The organism is Nocardia camponoti, assembly GCF_014646135.1.
Classification (GTDB): Bacteria; Actinomycetota; Actinomycetes; order Mycobacteriales; family Mycobacteriaceae; genus Nocardia; species Nocardia camponoti.
Window position 1 is genome coordinate 18708 of record NZ_BMMW01000003.1, and the last position, 17909, is coordinate 36616.

Annotated in this window: 15 protein-coding genes and 2 tRNA genes; 9 read left to right on the plus strand and 8 right to left on the minus strand. The window is 65.1% G+C overall.

Annotated features, from left to right (window positions below):
* Positions 1-2: 2 nt before the first annotated feature.
* From thrC to argS, 4 genes are read right to left on the minus strand one after another with little or no spacing between them, the layout of a single operon-like run.
* A complete protein-coding gene (gene thrC / locus IEX78_RS14960) occupies positions 3-1115 on the minus strand; it encodes a threonine synthase (RefSeq protein ID WP_188829637.1) in 1113 nt (370 codons plus the stop codon).
* On the minus strand, positions 1112-2461 hold the full coding sequence (locus tag IEX78_RS14965) for a homoserine dehydrogenase (protein ID WP_188829638.1): 1350 nt from the start codon (positions 2459-2461) through the stop codon (positions 1112-1114). The genes thrC and IEX78_RS14965 overlap by 4 nt, the downstream gene beginning before the upstream one ends.
* Complete coding sequence (gene lysA / locus IEX78_RS14970) at positions 2458-3879, minus strand: diaminopimelate decarboxylase (RefSeq protein WP_188829639.1); 1422 nt, start codon at positions 3877-3879, stop codon at positions 2458-2460. The genes IEX78_RS14965 and lysA overlap by 4 nt, the downstream gene beginning before the upstream one ends.
* Before the next feature lie 37 nt (positions 3880-3916).
* The gene (gene argS, locus IEX78_RS14975) at positions 3917-5575 is read right to left on the minus strand and encodes an arginine--tRNA ligase (protein WP_188829640.1); all 1659 of its coding nucleotides are present in this window, start codon (positions 5573-5575) and stop codon (positions 3917-3919) included.
* Positions 5576-5665: 90 nt separating this feature from the next.
* Between argS and IEX78_RS14980 the strand changes: the two genes are divergently transcribed.
* The 8 genes from IEX78_RS14980 to IEX78_RS15015 all read left to right on the plus strand — a co-directional run bounded on the left by IEX78_RS14980 (position 5666) and on the right by IEX78_RS15015 (position 13695).
* Positions 5666-6568 carry a thioredoxin-like domain-containing protein gene (locus IEX78_RS14980; RefSeq protein ID WP_188829641.1) on the plus strand — a complete coding sequence of 301 codons (903 nt, stop codon included), beginning with the start codon at positions 5666-5668 and terminating at the stop codon, positions 6566-6568.
* Positions 6568-7242, plus strand: coding sequence for a DUF305 domain-containing protein (locus IEX78_RS14985; RefSeq protein ID WP_188829642.1), 675 nt, complete (start codon positions 6568-6570; stop codon positions 7240-7242). Before IEX78_RS14980 ends, IEX78_RS14985 begins: the two co-directional genes overlap by 1 nt.
* 92 nt (positions 7243-7334) lie before the next feature.
* Positions 7335-7407: transfer RNA gene (locus IEX78_RS14990), tRNA-Arg, on the plus strand.
* A gap of 652 nt (positions 7408-8059) precedes the next feature.
* Positions 8060-8812, plus strand: coding sequence for a DUF1963 domain-containing protein (locus IEX78_RS14995; RefSeq protein WP_188829643.1), 753 nt, complete (start codon positions 8060-8062; stop codon positions 8810-8812).
* A 649-nt stretch (positions 8813-9461) separates the two neighbouring features.
* The gene (locus IEX78_RS15000; protein WP_188829644.1) at positions 9462-9974 is read left to right on the plus strand and encodes an Rv0361 family membrane protein; all 513 of its coding nucleotides are present in this window, start codon (positions 9462-9464) and stop codon (positions 9972-9974) included.
* An 86-nt stretch (positions 9975-10060) separates the two neighbouring features.
* Positions 10061-11083 (plus strand): iron ABC transporter substrate-binding protein, encoded by a 1023-nt coding sequence (locus IEX78_RS15005; RefSeq protein WP_188829645.1) that lies wholly within the window; start codon positions 10061-10063, stop codon positions 11081-11083.
* Between the two features lie 54 nt (positions 11084-11137).
* On the plus strand, positions 11138-12637 hold the full coding sequence (locus IEX78_RS15010; RefSeq protein ID WP_229684014.1) for an ABC transporter permease: 1500 nt from the start codon (positions 11138-11140) through the stop codon (positions 12635-12637).
* The gene (locus tag IEX78_RS15015) at positions 12634-13695 is read left to right on the plus strand and encodes an ABC transporter ATP-binding protein (protein WP_188829647.1); all 1062 of its coding nucleotides are present in this window, start codon (positions 12634-12636) and stop codon (positions 13693-13695) included. Before IEX78_RS15010 ends, IEX78_RS15015 begins: the two co-directional genes overlap by 4 nt.
* A gap of 191 nt (positions 13696-13886) precedes the next feature.
* Here the strand turns inward: IEX78_RS15015 and IEX78_RS15020 are convergent.
* Positions 13887-13958: transfer RNA gene (locus IEX78_RS15020), tRNA-Cys, on the minus strand.
* 88 nt (positions 13959-14046) lie between these two features.
* Between IEX78_RS15020 and IEX78_RS15025 the strand changes: the two genes are divergently transcribed.
* Entirely contained in the window at positions 14047-14595 is a 549-nt protein-coding gene (locus tag IEX78_RS15025) for a MarR family winged helix-turn-helix transcriptional regulator (protein WP_188829648.1), read from the plus strand.
* Here IEX78_RS15025 and IEX78_RS15030 read toward each other — a convergent pair.
* The 3 genes from IEX78_RS15030 to IEX78_RS15040 form a co-directional block, all read right to left on the minus strand.
* The gene (locus tag IEX78_RS15030) at positions 14592-15383 is read right to left on the minus strand and encodes an enoyl-CoA hydratase (protein ID WP_188829649.1); all 792 of its coding nucleotides are present in this window, start codon (positions 15381-15383) and stop codon (positions 14592-14594) included. The two genes, IEX78_RS15025 and IEX78_RS15030, sit on opposite strands and share 4 nt — an antisense overlap.
* A gap of 54 nt (positions 15384-15437) precedes the next feature.
* Positions 15438-16505 carry an enoyl-CoA hydratase/isomerase family protein gene (locus IEX78_RS15035; protein WP_188829650.1) on the minus strand — a complete coding sequence of 356 codons (1068 nt, stop codon included), beginning with the start codon at positions 16503-16505 and terminating at the stop codon, positions 15438-15440.
* 99 nt (positions 16506-16604) lie between these two features.
* On the minus strand, positions 16605-17591 hold the full coding sequence (locus tag IEX78_RS15040) for a DUF2157 domain-containing protein (RefSeq protein ID WP_188829651.1): 987 nt from the start codon (positions 17589-17591) through the stop codon (positions 16605-16607).
* Between the last annotated feature and the right edge of the window lie 318 nt (positions 17592-17909).

The window sequence follows — 17909 nt, forward strand, 5'->3', positions numbered from 1 at the left end:
ACTCAGGCCAGCTCGAGTTCGGCGGCGATAGCCACGGGGTCGACGGCGATGGGCTTGACCTCGGGCATGCCAGCGAGGGCATTGTCGGGGTCCTTTAGGCCGTTGCCGGTGACGGTGCACACGACGGTGAGGCCCGAATCCAGCCAACCTTCCTGGTGCGCGGCAAGCAGACCGGCCACGCTCGCCGCGGACGCGGGCTCGACGAACACGCCTTCCTTAGCGGCGACGAGACGGTAGGCGGCGAGGATTTCGTCGTCGGTCGCCGCGCGGAACGCGCCACCGGACTGCTCCTTGGCCTCCATCGCACCGTTCCACGACGCGGGCGAACCGATACGGATCGCGGTCGCGATGGTCTCGGGGTCCTTCACCGGCGCACCGTTGACCAGCGGCGCGGCACCAGCGGCCTGCACGCCGAGCATGCGCGGCAGCGACGTGGTGATGCCGTCGGCGTTGTACTCGCGGTAACCGCGCCAGTAGGCGGTGATGTTGCCAGCGTTGCCGACGGGCAGCACGTGCACGTCGGGTGCCTTGCCGAGCACGTCGCAGATTTCGAACGACGCGGTCTTCTGGCCTTCGATACGCGCCGGGTTGACCGAGTTGACCAGGCCGACCTCGGGGAAGTCGGACGTGACCTTGCGCGCGAGTTCAAGACAGTCGTCGAAGTTGCCTTCGACCTGGATGATCTTCGCGCCGAGCATCACGGCCTGAGCGAGCTTGCCCATCGCGATCTTGCCCTGCGGGATCAGCACGGCGCATTCCATGCCAGCGCGAGTGGCGTAGGCGGCGGCCGATGCCGACGTGTTGCCCGTCGACGCGCACAGCACAGCCTTCTGACCGCGGTACTTCGCGTCGGTCATCGCCATCGTCATGCCACGGTCCTTGAACGAACCGGTTGGGTTGGCACCTTCGACCTTGAGGTACACCTCGCAGCCGGTGAGCTCCGACAGGTACGGCGCGGGAACGAGCGGCGTGCCACCTTCGAACAGCGTGACCGGCTCCCAGTCGGCAGCCCCGGCCAATCGGTCACGGTAGGCCGCGATCAGACCGGGCCACCGCGAATGCACTCCCGTCTGGGGAGCTACGCCGCGCAAGGCCCTACCCGATGCTGTGCTCATTCTTCCGTGCCTTCCAATCTCAAAACGCTGGTCACATGGGTGACGGAATCCATCTCCGCCAATGCCGCGACAGTATCGGCAAGGGCCGACTCCGTCGCTTCGTGGGTGACGACGACGAGGCGAGCGCCTTCGCCATGACCCTGCTGCCGCACCGTCGAGATGCTCACGCCATGCTGGGCGAATTCGCCAGCGACAGCGGCGAGCACGCCGGGACGATCCGCGACCTGCAGGTTCACGTGGTAGCGGGCCAGGGTGTCGCCGATTGGCGCGATCGGCAGCTCAGCATAAACCGACTCACCGGGCGCGCGACCACCATAAAACTTGTTACGGGCGGCCATGACGAGGTCGCCGAGCACGGCCGACGCGGTTGGGGCACCGCCGGCACCCTGCCCGTAGAACATCAGGCGACCGGCGTTCTCGGCTTCAACGACAACCGCGTTGAACGCGCCGTTGACCGAGGCGAGCGGGTGCTTGCGCGGGATCAGCGCGGGGTAGACGCGCACCGAAACGCGTTCCTTGCCGCCTTCGGCAGCGGTCGGCTCGCCCGGACCAGCGGGAACGCGCTCGCAGATAGCGAGCAGTTTCACCGTGGCGCCGAGCGCGGAAGCGGTTTCCAGATCCTCGGAAGTGATCTTGGAAATGCCCTCGCGGTACACGTCAGCGGCGGTGACGCGGGTGTGGAACGCGAGCGAGGCGAGAATCGCGGCCTTCGCGGCGGCGTCGAAGCCTTCGACGTCGGCGGTCGGATCGGCTTCGGCGTAACCGAGACGCGTTGCTTCGGCGAGGGTATCGCCGTAGTCCGCGCCGGTTTCGTCCATCGCCGACAGGATGAAGTTGGTCGTGCCGTTGACGATGCCGATGACCTTGTTCACGCGGTCGCCCGAAAGCGACTGGATCAGCGGGCGAACAACGGGGATCGCACCGGCGACAGCGGCCTCGAAGTACAGGTCGGCGCGGTTGGCTTCGGCGGCAGCGGCCAGCTCACCGGTGTAATCGGCAAGCAGGGCCTTGTTGGCCGAGACGACCGACTTGCCCGCGTTGAGCGCCGACAGGATCAGGCCGCGTGCGGGGTTGATACCGCCGACAACCTCGACAACAAGATCGACGTCGTCACGCGCGACGAGCGCTTCGGCATCGGTGGTGAGCAGTTCAGCCGGGATACCACGGTCCTTGCTGACATCGCGGACAGCGACACCGCGCAACACGAGCGGCGCGCCAACGCGGGCACGCAGGTCGTCGGCGTGATCGCGGAGAATGCGAACGACCTCGGTGCCAACGTTGCCCATGCCGAGCACCGCGACGCCGAGCGGACGCTCCGAATCCCAAGTCCCGTTCGATGCGCTCATTGCTCTACCTCCAGGCTCAGCAGGTCCGCCACCGTTTCCCGGCGCAGAATCAGTCGCGACTTCCCGTCACGCACCGCGACCACAGCGGGTCGGGTGAGCTGGTTGTAGCGACTCGACATGGAATAGCAGTACGCCCCCGTCGCCGCTACCGCCAGCAGGTCACCAGGCGCGGCATCGGCGGGCATCCACGTATCCCGAATGACGATATCGCCACTCTCGCAATGCTTTCCGACTACGCGCGCGACAACCGCGTGCGCGTCAGATGACCGCGAGACCAGACGGCAATCGTAATCGGCCTGATACAGCGCGGGCCGAATATTGTCGCTCATTCCGCCATCGACGCTCACGTAGCGACGACGCGCGCCACCGTCGAGTTCGACGTCCTTGATCGTGCCGACTTCATACAGCGTGACCGTGCCCGGACCGGCGATCGCGCGACCAGGTTCGACGGCGATCGTTGGCTCAGCCAGGCCAGCGCGCGTTGCTTCGGCGGCGACGAGGTCGCGCAGGTTCGCGGCGAAGGCGGTGAGCTCGGGCGGGCTGTCGCTCGGCAGGTACGAGATGCCGAGGCCGCCGCCGAGGTCGAGCGTCGAGATCTGCGCGGTGCGTTCGATGCCGAACTTGTCGATGGCCTCACGCAGCAGGCCGAGCATGCGACGGGCCGCGATCTCAAAGCCGTCGAGTTCGAAGATCTGCGAACCGATGTGGCTGTGCAAGCCGACGAGGCGCAGGTTGTCGGCCTCGAAGACGCGCGCCAGCGCTTCCATCGCGTCGCCACCGGCGATCGAGAAGCCGAACTTCTGGTCTTCGTGGGCGGTCGAAATGTATTCGTGGGTGTGGGCTTCGACGCCGACCGTCACGCGGACGAGCACGTCCTGGACAACCCCAGCGGCACCCGCGACAGCTTCGAGTCGCTCGATTTCGTACAGCGAATCGACGACAACGTGGCCAACACCAGCGGCAACGGCCGCTTCCAGCTCAGCAACCGACTTGTTGTTGCCGTGCAGCGCGATGCGCTCAGCGGGGAAATCGGCGTTGAGCGCGACGGCGAGTTCGCCACCCGAGCACACGTCGAGCGAAAGGCCCTCGTCGCGAATCCAGCGCGCGATCTCGCCGCACAGGAACGCCTTCGACGCGTAATGCACGCGGGCGTTCGGCCCGAACGCGGCGACCATGTCGCGGCAGCGCGAACGGAAGTCGTCTTCGTCGATCACGAAAAGCGGCGTGCCGTACTGGCGTGCGAGCTCGTCGACGCGCACGCCAGCGAGTTCGACGACACCGTCGTCGGCGCGCGTCGCGTTGCGCGGCCAGACGTTGGCGGGCAGGTTGATCAGCTCGGCCGGGTCAGTCGGGCGCTCAGCCAAAGTGGGCGCGTGCGGAATCTCCGCGTGCCGTGGGCCAGCCGGGTGTGCGCTCATGTGAGTGCGGTGTCCTTCCTGAAAAGCGTGCCGGGGTTCACATGCGCTCCGGCGCGCTGACGCCTAGCAGGGTCAGGCCGTTGGCCAGCACCTGTCGGGTCGCGCGCACCAGTTCGAGGCGGGCGGCATTAAGAGGGGTGACAGCTTCGTCGCCCTTGGGGAGTACGCGCATGTCGTCGTCGGACTGGAACGGGTGATAAACCCCGGCCAGCTCTTCGAGGTAACGAGCGATGCGGTGCGGTTCGCGGGTCTCGGCTGCTGTTGCGACGACGCGCGGGTAGTCGCCGAGAGTGCGGATGAGGTCGCCTTCGCGGTCGGCCGTCATCAACGCGAAATCCGGTGCGACAGAAGCGAATTCAAAGTTCTTCGCGTTGTCGATAATGCGGCAGGTGCGGGCGTGGGCGTACTGGACGTAGTAGACCGGGTTTTCGTTGCCAGCCTTGGTCCACACGTCCAAGTCGATGTCGATGCTTGAGTTCACCGACGAACGCACGAGCGAATAACGCGACGCGTCGACGCCGATCGCTTCAACCAGATCGTTGAGCGTGACGACGGTGCCCGCGCGCTTGCTCATCTTCACCGCTTCGCCGTCGCGAACCAGGTTGACCATCTGGCCGATCAGCACCTCAACGGTGTTGGGATCGTCACCGAACGCGGCGGCGGCGGCCTTGAGGCGACCGATGTAGCCGTGGTGATCGGCACCGAGCATGTAAATCGCCAGGTCGAAGCCACGGCCACGCTTGTTCTGGAAGTAGGCGATGTCACCGGCGATGTAGGCGGCGTTGCCATCGCTCTTCAGAACAACGCGGTCCTTGTCGTCGCCGTACTCGGTTGACGCGATCCACCACGCGCCGTCCTTCTCGTACAGGTTGCCGCTGGTTTTGAGCTGCTCAACAGCCTGCTCAACCGCGCCGGAAGCGAACAGTTCGGACTCGTTGAAATACACGTCGAAGTCGGTGCCGAACTCGTGGAGGTCAGCGCGAATCTGGGCAAACATCTGCGTGACGCCCTCGCGACGGAACAGTTCGTGCCGCTCGTCGGCGGGAAGGTCGAGCACGCCGGGATTGGCGGCGACGATGCCAGCGGAGATGTCTTGGATGTATTCGCCGGCGTAACCGTCTTCGGGGGTGGGCTCACCCAGCGCGGCGGCGACCAGCGAGCGCGCGAAGCGGTCGATCTGCGCGCCGTGATCGTTGAAGTAGTACTCGCGGGTCACGTCGGCACCCTGAGCTGCGAGAATGCGGCCGAGCGCATCGCCGACGGCGGCCCAACGGGTGCCACCGAGGTGGACGGGGCCGGTCGGGTTCGCGGAAACGAATTCAAGGTTGATATTCGTGCCGGTCAGCGATTTGCCGGTGCCGTAGTTCTCAGCGGCGGCGAGCACCTGCGCGACGATCGCACCCTGCGCCGAAGCGGCAAGGCGGATGTTCAAAAAGCCCGGTCCAGCGACCTCGGCAACCTCGATCGCGTCCGTCGCGGAAAGGGCGTCAGCCAGCCACGTTGCCAGTTCGCGGGGGTTCGTCCCAACCTTCTTCGCAACCTGCATCGCTATATTCGTGGCATAGTCGCCGTGGTCAGGGTTACGGGGACGTTCCACACTGAGCTGCTCGGGCAGGACCGATGAGTCGAGTCCACGTTCGACGAGCACCTTCGCGGCGGTAGTGCGAAGGAGATCTGCAAGGTCAGCTGGAGTCACGAGTCTCTATCCTATTGGCTGGGCGTACTTGCACGTCGACCGCCCGCCGCGAATGAAGATCATCCACACGTCGAAAGAGCACAAGCAGCGATGCCGAGCAGCACAAGCGCCACCTCAGCTAAGGCCGTGCGCGCCGCGGGGAAGTCGTCTCCGTCGCGCAAAAAGGGCAAGGGCAACATTCCCGGCAAGAAGCGGGAGACGCCGTGGGCCCTGATTGGCGCGGGTGTGGCGATCATCGCACTCATCGGCCTTCTTGCCTACAGCCTGGTCCCCAAGTACCTCGATCAGGCGGCGATGCGTGAGGCGCAGACCGACCTCAAGGAATGGGTGCCGACCAAGGAAAACCCGGACCCGTCGACCAAGATCGAAGGGGTCGTGAAGACCGAATACCCGGCTGGCATGCACGTGCAGTCGACCCAGCGCGTCGCCTACGACAAGGCACCCGCGTTCGGTGGTCCGCACGATTCGGCGTGGGCAAACTGCACCGGCACCGTTTACGCGAAGCCGATCCGTCAAGAAAACGCCGTCCACTCGCTTGAGCACGGCGCGATCTGGATCACCTACAACCCCGACAAGGTCAACGCCGATGGCGTTTCGACGCTGTCGAAGTTCGTGCAGGGCCGTGAGCAGTCGCTGATGTCGCCGTACCCGGGCCTCGATTCGCCAGTTTCGGTGCAGTCGTGGGGTCACCAGCTCAAGGTGAATTCGGTCGACGACCCGCGCATCAAGCAGTTCATCTCCGCGCTGCGCGCCAACCCGTACGGCGCTTACCCCGAGGTTGGCGCTTCCTGCTCGAACCCGGGCTTCGACGCCGCCAACCCGCCGCCGTTCGACTCGTCGCCCTACGGTCCTGACGCGGTGAAGATGGACGGCACCGGCGCGAAGAACGACGCCCCGGCTGAGCTTGGTGGCGCCGGTGGTCTCGGTGGCGCGTTGCCGCCGGGCGTGCAGTCGATTCCGATGCCGACCGGTGCGGCACCGGCCGGTCAGTAGTGGATTCCGATACCGGTACGCGCCGGGCGAGCGGGCCAGTGCTCGTGCTCGGGGCGATCGGGTTGTTGCTGCTCGGCGCGGTGATTGGGGTGCTGCTGCGGTTGCCGCTGGACCGTGGTGCAACCGAAGCCGCGCCCGGGCCGGTTGATATTGGGTTCAGCCAGGACATGTCGGCGCATCACGCCCAAGCTGTCGACATGGCTGGCATCGCGTTGACGGGTTCCACCGACAACGACGTGCGTCGCCTCGCCTACGACATCCTCACGACGCAGCAGAACCAGATCGGCCGCATGCAGGGCTGGTTGCAGCTGTGGGATGAGCCGAGCCAGCCCGTCGACGGCTACATGACGTGGATGCAGTCCGGTGGTCACGACCACGGCGGTGCGAAACACGACATGGCCGAAGGTGCCGCGTCGATGCCTGGCATGGCGTCGCAGGCGGAGATGACGGCGTTGCGCGCGTCGTCGGGCCCGGCACTGGACACGATGTTTCTGCAGCTCATGTTGCGTCACCACCAGGGTGGTGCGCCGATGGCCGAATATGGCGCTGAGCACGCCGAGACGTCGGCGGTGAGCATGCTGGCCGCGCAGATGTCGAAGGCGCAAGCGAGCGAGTCGAAGGTGATGACCGACATGCTCACCGCGCGCGGCGCGACCCCGCTGCCTTTGAGCTGACGCTGCTTGACCGGCCCCGCCTTGTCGGTTGGGGCCGGCTTAATCAGTTTTGGCGCAGCAGGGTTGATGCGATACGCTGTCGTCGCTATCCCGCCCTCGTAGCTCAGGGGATAGAGCGTCTGCCTCCGGAGCAGAAGGCCGCAGGTTCGATTCCTGCCGAGGGCACAGACGAAAATGGCCCCCAACCTGCGGGTAAGCGGTTGAGGGCCATTTTCGTACGCATGATCAGCTCGCGCCGATGCCACAAGATGACACAACTTCGCCGAATGTGCGGTATGCCGTGCTGGCAATTGGCATCTATTCGTGCCGCGACAGGCCTGCGGTCGAAACCGGATCCGCATGAAATGCTGGGTCACATGACCCCCCTAGGCCTTCCCGTGCCTGCCGACGACGCCGACGGCAGCGAATTCTGCTGGTTTGCCCGCACACCGATCGCCTGCTGCGCGTTCAGTGACTATCGCGGTGATCTGTACACAATCCCCCCCGGAGTGATAGCTCGGTGGGAACGCTCCAGCGAGTTACCAAATGACCTGCTCCAATTACGCAGCTACGTGTTCTCGGAGCAGAGAGCGTGCTATTACGCGGGCGGTTACGGCCTACCGTTCAAGGACAAGCCACTGGTTCGTGCACTAGTCGACAAGATCAGGGAGATCTCCGGGGGAGTAATAAGATGCCCCGCCGCCGAATCCGAGGGTGGCTGCGAATGCGTGAATTACGTCCGTTCCCAGCGATGAGCTAGGCCAGCGGCACCGCGGACAGACCGAGCGCCCGCACACCGATGTGAACAGTCAAAGGGGCTTCGTGTGACGATGGCGTGGTGGCTGAGGCTGAATCTCTACACCCTGACTTCCAATTGACGATCCGGGAAGGTTTGCGGCTCCGTCACGGCAGCCAGGGAGACATGCTCATCGGATACTTCGGCGGACTGCCGGAACTCCCGGAAGGATTCGACTGGCCCGGAGACGATCGGGGCCACTACGAGCACGTGGCCACAATCGATTTGGCGAGATTGCCCGCGTTGGATCTGGGCCTTCCAACATCTGGCAGGATCACGGTGTTTGGCGACACCGGTGGATGGTCGGGCGCGCTGCTGTACTTCGCCGACGACGTAGTACTCCAGAAAACAGCACTGCCCGAGGACCTCGAACGTCAAAATCGACTCTTCCGACACGTTCCGATGACGTACGTGACTGTTCCGACAATTCCTTCGCGCTGGTGGCTTGAGGAGTACCTGCTGGGGGACGGCGACCACGACGACAGCGTGCACGAACGCCTGGAGTCCTTCTCTGACACTTTCCGCTCCCGCTCATCGTCGTGGCATCAACTCGGTGGGTGGGCCAACGAGATCCAGGGTGAACGCGACCGCGGCCTCCTGCCTGACACGACGGCCGAGCGACACTTCTTCCCCGACTATCCGCCGCTCGGACCTGTTCTGATTGCCCAGTTCGACACCGATCACGAACTCGGTATGGGCTGGGGTGATTTCGGAACCCTCTACTGCTTCATCGATATCGATCATCTCAAGAATCGCGACTTCACCAACGTCGAGGTTTACTGGGAAAGCTACTGATAAGAGGGTCGGACTCATGCCGTACTCATCCCCAAATCGGCATGGGCGGATCTTCGACGACGAAGCAGTCGACGGCCGCTCCGAGTGTCACCACGCTGTTAAGGTCCCCAGCCGACTGGTTGGGGACCTTTCGCGTTGTCAGATGACAATCCGCTTCGCATCCGGGTCCTTGTCAACTAGCATGGAGAGTGCTGAGCGGGTGAAGCGCCGCGCGAACGACGCTCCACCCTGGATGGGTCTAGCTAGCCAACCAAACTCGGCTGACCAGGAACAGGGCCCCGGCGGTCACTGCAGCTGCTACGAACAGCATGCCGTAATCGACCGGGGCCGCCTTCTTGCTCCGGCGGTGCTTAGCCAAATCCATCACCTCCTTTCTCGGCGCGGCACGGCGACCAGGTCCCGTACCGCCCCTGAGCTGGAGGTAGCGCCAGCCTACTCACGGCTGGCGACCAATTGCCAAGAACAACAGCAACTTTCGTGCATCCCCGACTTCACGTGTGCGAATAATCCGGCAAATCAGTCAAATTCGCTGGTTCGCAACAGTTTGCGACGGTGGATTTGTCCCGCAACGTCTACCGCGCTACCGTTCCCCGCAAACGTTTGGCCGCAGTTGTGTTCACGGTTTCACCGGATCATCCAGGAGCGGGTCATGGCGCAAATTTCTTCAACCCCGGTCGAGGCGAGCGGAAGCGGTCTGTCGCCGACGTCGCCCCAAACCCCAATGGGGACAAAGCTTTTGCTTGCGGTCGGCGTCGCTATTGTTGTCGTCGCCGCCGTCGCGGCCGCGTTTCTCGCCTTCGGCGGAAAGTCCGAACCCTCCGCTGATCAGCAAATCGAAACCGCTATTCGCGATTTCTACTCAACCCTCGACAAAGACGGGTTTGTCGCGGCTAATGCGAAAACGTGTGCCGCCGACCGGGCCGAGCTCGCCGCGCTGAGTCCCCAAGCGCGCGAACAGTTTCAGCAAGCCACGCTCAAAGTGCGCATTGACAAAGTCCGCGACGTCATCGTCACCGGCAACGACGCCAAGGCCACCATCGACGGCACCCTCACCCTGACCGTCCCCGGCGAAGCGCCCAACACTGAAAACAGCACCGACGAACACCTGCGCAACGAAGACGGCGTGTGGAAGATCTGCTCGGCCCCGGCTAACAAACGCTGACCAACAAACCCCGTCCAGCTCACGCAGGGTATCTTGCTTAGGTAAGCCTCATCATAGGATGGGGACCCTGTGCTGGAAGGACGCGAATGACCTCGCGTAGTTGGAAGCCGCTAGCCGGCCTGATGACCGTCGCCATCGCCGCACTCGGCCTCACGGCCTGCTCGTCCGGCTCGGGCAATGCCGACGAGATCACCGTCTACAACGCCCAGCACGAGTCGCTCACCAAGGAATGGGTTGCCGATTTCACCAAGGAGACCGGCATCAAGGTCACCTTGCGTCAGGGCGGCGACACCGCCCTCGGCAACCAGCTCGTCGCCGAGGGTGCCAACTCCCCCGCCGACGTTTTCCTCACCGAAAACTCCCCCGCGATGGCGCTTGTCGAAAACGCGAACCTGTTCGCCGACGTCGACAAGGCAACGCTGAACCAGGTGCCCGCGCAGTACCGCCCGTCGACCGGTAAGTGGACCGGAATCGCCGCGCGCGCAACGGTTTTCGTCTACAACAAGGACAAGCTGCCGACCAGCGGTCTCCCAACCTCGCTGCTCGATCTGCAAAACCCGGAGTGGAAGGGCCGCTGGGGCGCTGGCACTTCGGGTGCGGATTTCCAGGCGATCGTCGCTGGCCTGCTCGCGCTCAAGGGCGAAGACGTCACCCGCACCTGGCTCCAGGGCATGAAGGCGAACGCGACCACCCTGCAAAACAACGTCGCGACGATGAAGGCCGTCAACAATGGCGACCCGGTCGGCGGCGTGATTTACCACTACTACTGGTACCGCGACCAGGCCAACACCAAGGAATCGAGCAAGAACACCGCGCTGCATTACTTCAAGCATCAGGATCCGGGCGCGTTCGTGAGCGTCTCGGGTGGCGGCGTTTTGAAGTCGAGCAAGAAGCAGGAATCGGCGCAGAAGTTCCTCGCCTACATCACATCGAAGAAGGGTCAGGAGATCCTGCGCGACGGCACGTCGATGGAGTACCCGGTCGCTGACGGCGTTTCGGCCAACCCGGCGCTGCCGCCGCTCGCCGACCTCCAAGCACCCGCGATCGACCCGAGCAAGCTCGATTCCCGCAAGGTCACCCAGCTCATGACCGAGGCTGGACTGCTGTAAGTGCCGCTCGCCACGCTTAGCAAGACGAGGTCCCGGGGTCCCGGGACCTTCGTCGTGCTTGTCGCGCTCATTCTCACCGCGCTCACCTTCATCCCGCTCGGCTACATCGTTTCGGTGCTGTTCGACACGGGACTGTCCGAGGCGGCTGAGCTAGTTTTCCGAGAGCGCGTCGGGCAATTGCTGATCAACACCGGGCTGCTTGTCGCGTGCACGGTGCCGATCTGCGTGGTCGGTGGAATTGGTCTCGCGTGGTTGGTTGAACGCACCGATGTTCCCGGAAGGGCTTGGTGGGGACCGGTTTTGGTCGCGCCGCTCGCGGTGCCCGCGTTTGTGAACAGCTACGGCTGGGTCAGCGTTTTTCCGCGCATGCACGGGCTACTCGCCGCCGTGATCGTCGCGACAATGTCGTATTTCCCGCTCGTCTATCTGCCTGCCGCGGCGACCTTGCGCAGACTCGATCCAGCGTTGGAAGAGTCGGCGCGCGCGTTGGGTTCGGGACCAGTCGAAGTGTGGTTTCGGGTGGTTTTGCCGCAGCTGCGGTTGGCGATTCTCGGCGGCGGTTTGTTGATCGGCCTGCACCTGCTTGCCGAATACGGCGCGTTCGTGATGCTGCGCTACGACACCTTCACGACCGCGATTTTCGAGCAGTACCAAAGTAGTTTCGCCGGTCCTGCCGGCAGCATGCTCGCTGGTGTTCTCGTGCTGTGTTGTCTCGCGCTGCTTGGCGGCGAATCGGCGTTGCGCGGCGACGCGCGCTATGCGCGACTTGGCAGCGGCGCGCAACGGGCGGCCGAACCGGTCGCACTCCCGACCGCAGCCAAACTTCCGCTGGTCGGCGTGCTGATCGCGGTCACAATTGGCGCGCTCGGCGTTCCGCTGTGGACGATCTTCCGCTGGCTCTGGTTGGGCGGCGCGAAGGTGTGGGACGGGGTGGAAATCGGCAACGCGCTCGGGCAGACCATCGCACTCGCGGCGAGCGCGGCCGTCGTGACCACGCTGTGCGCGTTTCCGATCGCGTGGATCGCGGTGCGGTCGAAGTCGCGGTTCGCCCGGTGGATCGAAGGCGCGAACTACATCACCTCGTCGCTGCCAGGCATCGTGATCGCGCTCGCGCTGGTCACGGTGACGATTCGCTACGTCCCCGACCTCTACCAAACCACCGCGCTTGTCGTGATCGCGTACACGATGATGTTCCTGCCGCGCGCGTTGGTGAGCGTGCGATCGGGCCTCGCGCAGGTGCCGATTGGACTGGAAGAAGTGTCGCGCTCGCTCGGCGAAGCACCCGCGGCGACGTTTTTCCGCGTCACGCTAAGGCTCACCGCGCCAGCCGCCGCGTCGGGTGCCGCACTCGTTTTCGTCGCTGTCTCAACGGAACTCACCGCGACGCTGCTACTCGCGCCGAGCGGCACCCGCACGCTGGCGATGCAGTTCTGGGGTCTGTCCGGCGAACTCGACTATGCCGCCGCCGCGCCGTACGCGCTGATCATGATTATCGCGGCGATCCCGGTGACGTACCTGCTTTTCACCCAGTCAAGAAAGGCGGCAGGGGCATGAGTCGTCTTGTCGTACAAGATGTTTCGAAGAGTTTCGGTGGACCGGCACCGGTGCTCGACGCGATCAATCTCGAAGTGCCTGACGGCTCTGCCGCCGCTGTTGTCGGCGCGTCGGGGTGTGGCAAGACCACCCTGTTGCGCGTGATCGCCGGGTTCGAGACACCCGACGCCGGTTCGGTCTGCCTTGGCGCGGAAACCGTTGTCGGCGAACGGTTTTGCGTTCCGCCGCAGCGACGCAAGATTGGGTATGTCGCCCAAGACGGGGCGCTTTTCCCGCATTTGAGCGTGGCCGACAACATCGCGTACGGGTTGTCGACGGGGGTGCGCGGCGGTTTTCAGCGCCTGCGGCGGCGTTCGGAGGCCGACCGCGCGCGCATCACCGACCTGCTCGCGATGGTGTCGCTTGACGCGTCCTACGCCGACCGCAAGCCGCATCAGCTGTCGGGTGGGCAGCAGCAGCGCGTCGCGCTGGCGCGCGCGCTGGCCCGCAAACCGGATTTGATGCTGCTCGACGAACCGTTTTCGGCGTTGGACACGGGCTTGCGGGCAACGACACGCGAAGCTGTCGCCGAAACCCTGCGCGCGGCCGGGATGACGAGCATTTTGGTTACCCACGATCAGGAAGAGGCGCTGAGCTTCGCCGAGCAGGTCGCGGTGATGCGCGACGGCCGATTCACCCAGGTCGGCGAGCCGGTGACGGTGTACACGCGCCCAGCTGACCTGTTCACTGCCGGTTTCCTAGGCGACACGGTCTTGCTCGACGGAGTGTCGGACGGGCATGTCGCGAAAACGGTACTGGGCGACATCGCGGTGCAGGAAGGCGCGCCGGACGGTGAGTGCACGGTAATGCTGCGCCCAGAGCAACTGACCGCCGCGACCGGCACGGGCCCGCATGTGGTGAAGCACGTTGATTTCCGAGGCCCGGAAGTGATCCTGACGATCGAGTTGGCCGAGGGCGCGGGAACAGTCCGCGTACGCCGCGCGGGAATGAACGCACCGCAGACAGGTGACCGCGTGCAGCTCACCCCGCATGGAACAGCAATGGCCTACCCCAAGTAACCCAGGTTCCCCAAGCAATAAGAACGAACTGCGGCACCCAACGCGGGATCCCCACGTCAACCAAACAGGGCAAGATTTTCGGCCCCTCTCAGTTGCGGTGCGTTGCGTAACGGCGAAGCCGAAGCAACGCGCCGCAACTGAGAGGTCACTGGCCGAAAATCCCGCGCGGCGGAGCCGCGCAATAAATACAGAGCGAGCGGCGGGAATTGAACCCGCGTAAACGGCTTTGCAGACCGTTGCCTCAACCACTCAGCCACGCCCGCCTCGGTTACCGATACTGCCGTGGTCGGGCGCATCTGCCGAGGTTTGGGATCACCGTGATCGCAAACGGGGCGTGGGATGATCGGAACTATGTCGCGTCGCAATCCGCTCCCGCTTGATCCCATCGCTGAGGCGCATCGGCAGTGGGTGGGGCACGGTTGGGGCGACGTTGCTGACGGGATGGCGGTGGTCACGTCGCTGGTGCGTGCCCAGCAGATTGTGATGGCGCGCGTTGACGCGGCGCTCAAGTCGTCGGGGCTCACGTTTTCGCGCTATGAGCTGCTTCGACTGTTGAGTTTCACCAAGTCGGGGGCCCTGCCGATGGCGAAGGCCAGCGCGCGACTTCAGGTGCATCCGACTAGCGTCACCAACACTGTCGACCGCCTCGCCGCCTCCGGGCTCGTGACCCGCGTGCCGCATCCCACCGACCGCAGGACAACGCTCATCGAGATCACCGGAGAAGGCCGTCGCGTTGTTGATGACGCGACGGCCGCGCTCAACGCGCAGGTCTTCGCCGAGCCTGGCATCGCGCCGGAGTCAACGAAACATCTACTCGCACTGCTCGCCGAATTCCGTTGGGAGGCAGGCGATTTCGCGTCGGCAGATTCGCTGTGGGAGCCCACCGACGCGACCACCTAGCGGTCGGTGAACTCCGGCTTGCGCTTGTCGACGAACGCGCCCATGCCTTCTTTCTGATCCTGCGTCGCGAACAGCGAGTGGAAGCTGCGGCGCTCGAAAAGCACGCCTTCGGCGAGCGAGCTTTCGAACGCGCGGTTCACGGCTTCCTTCGCGGCTAAGGTCGCCGGTAGCGCGTAGCTCGCGATGGTCTGGGCGGCTTCGAGCGCGGTGTCGAGCAGTTCGTCGGCGGGCACAACGCGCGCGACGAGCCCGGACCGTTCCGCTTCTTCCGCGCCCATCATGCGGCCGGTGAGGATCAAATCCATCGCCTTTGCCTTGCCGACAGCGCGGGTCAGGCGCTGCGAACCGCCGATGCCTGGGATGATGCCGAGCTTGATTTCGGGCTGACCGAATTTCGCGTTGTCGGCGGCGATGAGGATGTCGCACAGCATCGCGAGCTCACAACCGCCGCCGAGGGCGAACCCGGCGACTGCGGCGATAGTCGGCTTGCGGAAGTTGGCGAGGCGATCCCAGCGGGCGAACGCGTTGGACAGGTACATGTCCATCGACGACTTATCAGCCATCTCTTTGATGTCCGCACCGGCGGCGAACGCCTTCGGCGACCCGGTGATCACGACCGCGCCGATGCTGTCGTCGCGGTCGATTTCGTCGAGGGCGGCGATGACGTCATCGAGGATGGCACCGTTGAGGGCGTTGAGCGCTTCGGGCCGGTTGAGGGTGATCAGCGCGACGCCGCCGCGCCCCTCGGGGCCTTTGCGTTCAAGCAGGATCGTCTCGAAGTCGGTCACAGGGTTCCCTTTCGGTCCGGGGTGTTCTGCGCCAGACCCTACCGGCGTCGCGTTTTACTCCGGCAATCCAAGTTCGTGCTCGCCGAGTTCGGCGAAGTACGCGTCGACTTGGGCGGTGGTGACGTCGGCGATCGTCGCGGGCGACCAGCGCGGGCTGCGGTCCTTGTCGATCACCTGCGCGCGAATGCCTTCGGCCAAGTCCGGGGTGGATAGCGCGTGGACGGTCAGGCGGAACTCGACGTTCAGCGCGGCGGCGAGGCTGGGCAGCGTGCGGGCGTTGCGGACCGCGCGCAGCGTAGCGGCAAGTGCCAGTGGGGATTTCGTGAGCAACTCGTCGCGCGCCTTGGTCGCTTCGGGGAGCTCAGCGGCGGTGAGCGCGTCGACGATGTCAGCGACGGTCTCGGCCGCGTAGCACTCGTCGATCCAGCTGCGATGGGATTCGAGCACGGACTCGCCTGCGCTAGTTGCGAATTGGGCGACCGCCTCATCGACCGGGGTGATGGTCAGCGCGTCGAGCAGCGCGGGGAGGTCGGCGCTGGGGACCAATGTGTCCGCGAATCCGGCGTAGATCGCGTCGGCACCGCTCATGCGGGCGGTGGTGAACGCGATGTGCACGCCGACCTCGCCAGGGCCGCGACCCAGCAGATAGGTGCCGCCGACGTCGGGAACGAAGCCAATTCCGTTCTCCGGCATGGCAATTTGCGAGCGTTCGGTGACGATGCGATGACTGCCATGCGCGGAAACGCCAACGCCGCCGCCCATGACGATGCCGTCCATCACCGCGACATACGGCTTCGGATAGGACTTGATGTAGTCGTTGAGCAGGTATTCGTCGCGCCAGAACTTGGCGGCGGCGGTGTCGATGGGACGCTGCGCGCCGCCCGCGTTGATGTCGTGCGCGTCGCGGAAAATGGCGACGATATCGCCGCCCGCGCACAGCCCGCGCTCGCCAGCACCGACGATCGCGACCGTCTCGACGGCGTCGTCGTCGGCCCATTCGCGCAGCGTGGACAGGATCGCGAGGCTCATCGCGTGACTGAGCGCATTGATCGCCCGTGGCCGGTTCAGGGTGATCAACCCAAGCCGACCGCGTACCTCGAACAACACATCCGCTTCACTCATGCCGTCACGATAAAGTTGGACGTCCGTGCATTTCTATCTGGCCGGGGCAGGATGTGACTCATCGCACGCGACACGGTGCCGCGTCAGGCGCGGTCGATGTCAGCCGACGTCGAGGTCGCACCGCGATCCGGCGGCAACGGGACGTTCTCGGCCGCGTTGCTCCCGCACAATCACCCCAATCGCGACGGCGAGCACGATCAACCCCACCGTGATCACGATCGCTGGGACGCCAACTCCCCCATCCGTGGTGCGAAACAGGACCTCGCCGAGTGCGATCGCGAGCGCCGCCGCACCACCGATCACCAGCACCGGTTCCCATCGCGCGAAGGCCAACGCGAGCGCGACCAGCCCGACAACGGCCGTGACCGAAGGCTGCCACGCCGACTCCCCTTCGCCGAGCGCTTGCGCCCCCACAACGCCGGTCACGCCACCAATGAGGTACCCAGCCCAGTTCGCGACGAGGACGCGCCGGTAAGCGACGGCGAACCAGCCCGCGGCAATGACCAGCAGCAACGCGCCTGTCCAGTGCGAATAGTCGGCGAGCACCGCCGCGGTGACACCCGCGGCGACGCCAATGAGCGCGAGGCCGATCACGCTGGGGACCATCAGGTACGTGAGCAGCGCGAGGACAAGCCCGGTCAGCGCGACGGCCGCCGGACTTTCGCGGTCGGCGGCGTCGAGCGCGATCGCGACGGCCGCGCAACCAATGCAGGTGCCGAGGGCGAAGAGGATCGCGGCGAGTCGCACGCGACCCGCCGGGGCGATCGGCACGCGCCGAAAAATCCCACGACATCCACCGACGACGACAACGCCACCGGCGATCGAGCACCCTGCCGCGACGACGAGCAGCAGCACCTGACCGGTTTGAGCGAGGTCGTCCCAGCCGTAGTCGATGAGGACAACGACCCCGGCGAACACGATCGCCGCACCCAGATAGGCGACGGCTTCGGCGAGCGCGCGCCCGAAGGTTGGCCGCGCGTCGCGACGTGCCTCCTCGGTCGCGTGCAACACCGCGTCACGTTGCGCGGGACTGAGGACCCCGTCGGCAACGAGCCGTTCCACCGCGACAGCCACCGCTTGTGTCATGGATTGAGTATGTGCACCCCGAGGGCGGACTTCGCTGAGTTTGGCCGTGCGTTTCGCCGATTGCGCGAATTCCCCGCTGGCAGGCGTCCTGCGGTCACGTTGGTGCTGGGCGGCCGCTGCCTGGCTAGCCGCGAGCGACGCTGCTTGTCCTTAGCGATCGTCGCGTTGGGTGGCCGCACTGCGCGGTGGCCGCGAGCGACGTCGGTTGCCTCGGCGATTCGTGACCGCGCCGCCCGGCCAGCCGCGAACGACGCTGGGTTGTCCTTGGCGGTTCGTCGCGTTAGGCGGCCGCAAGGTGCGCCCACCCGCGAACGACGT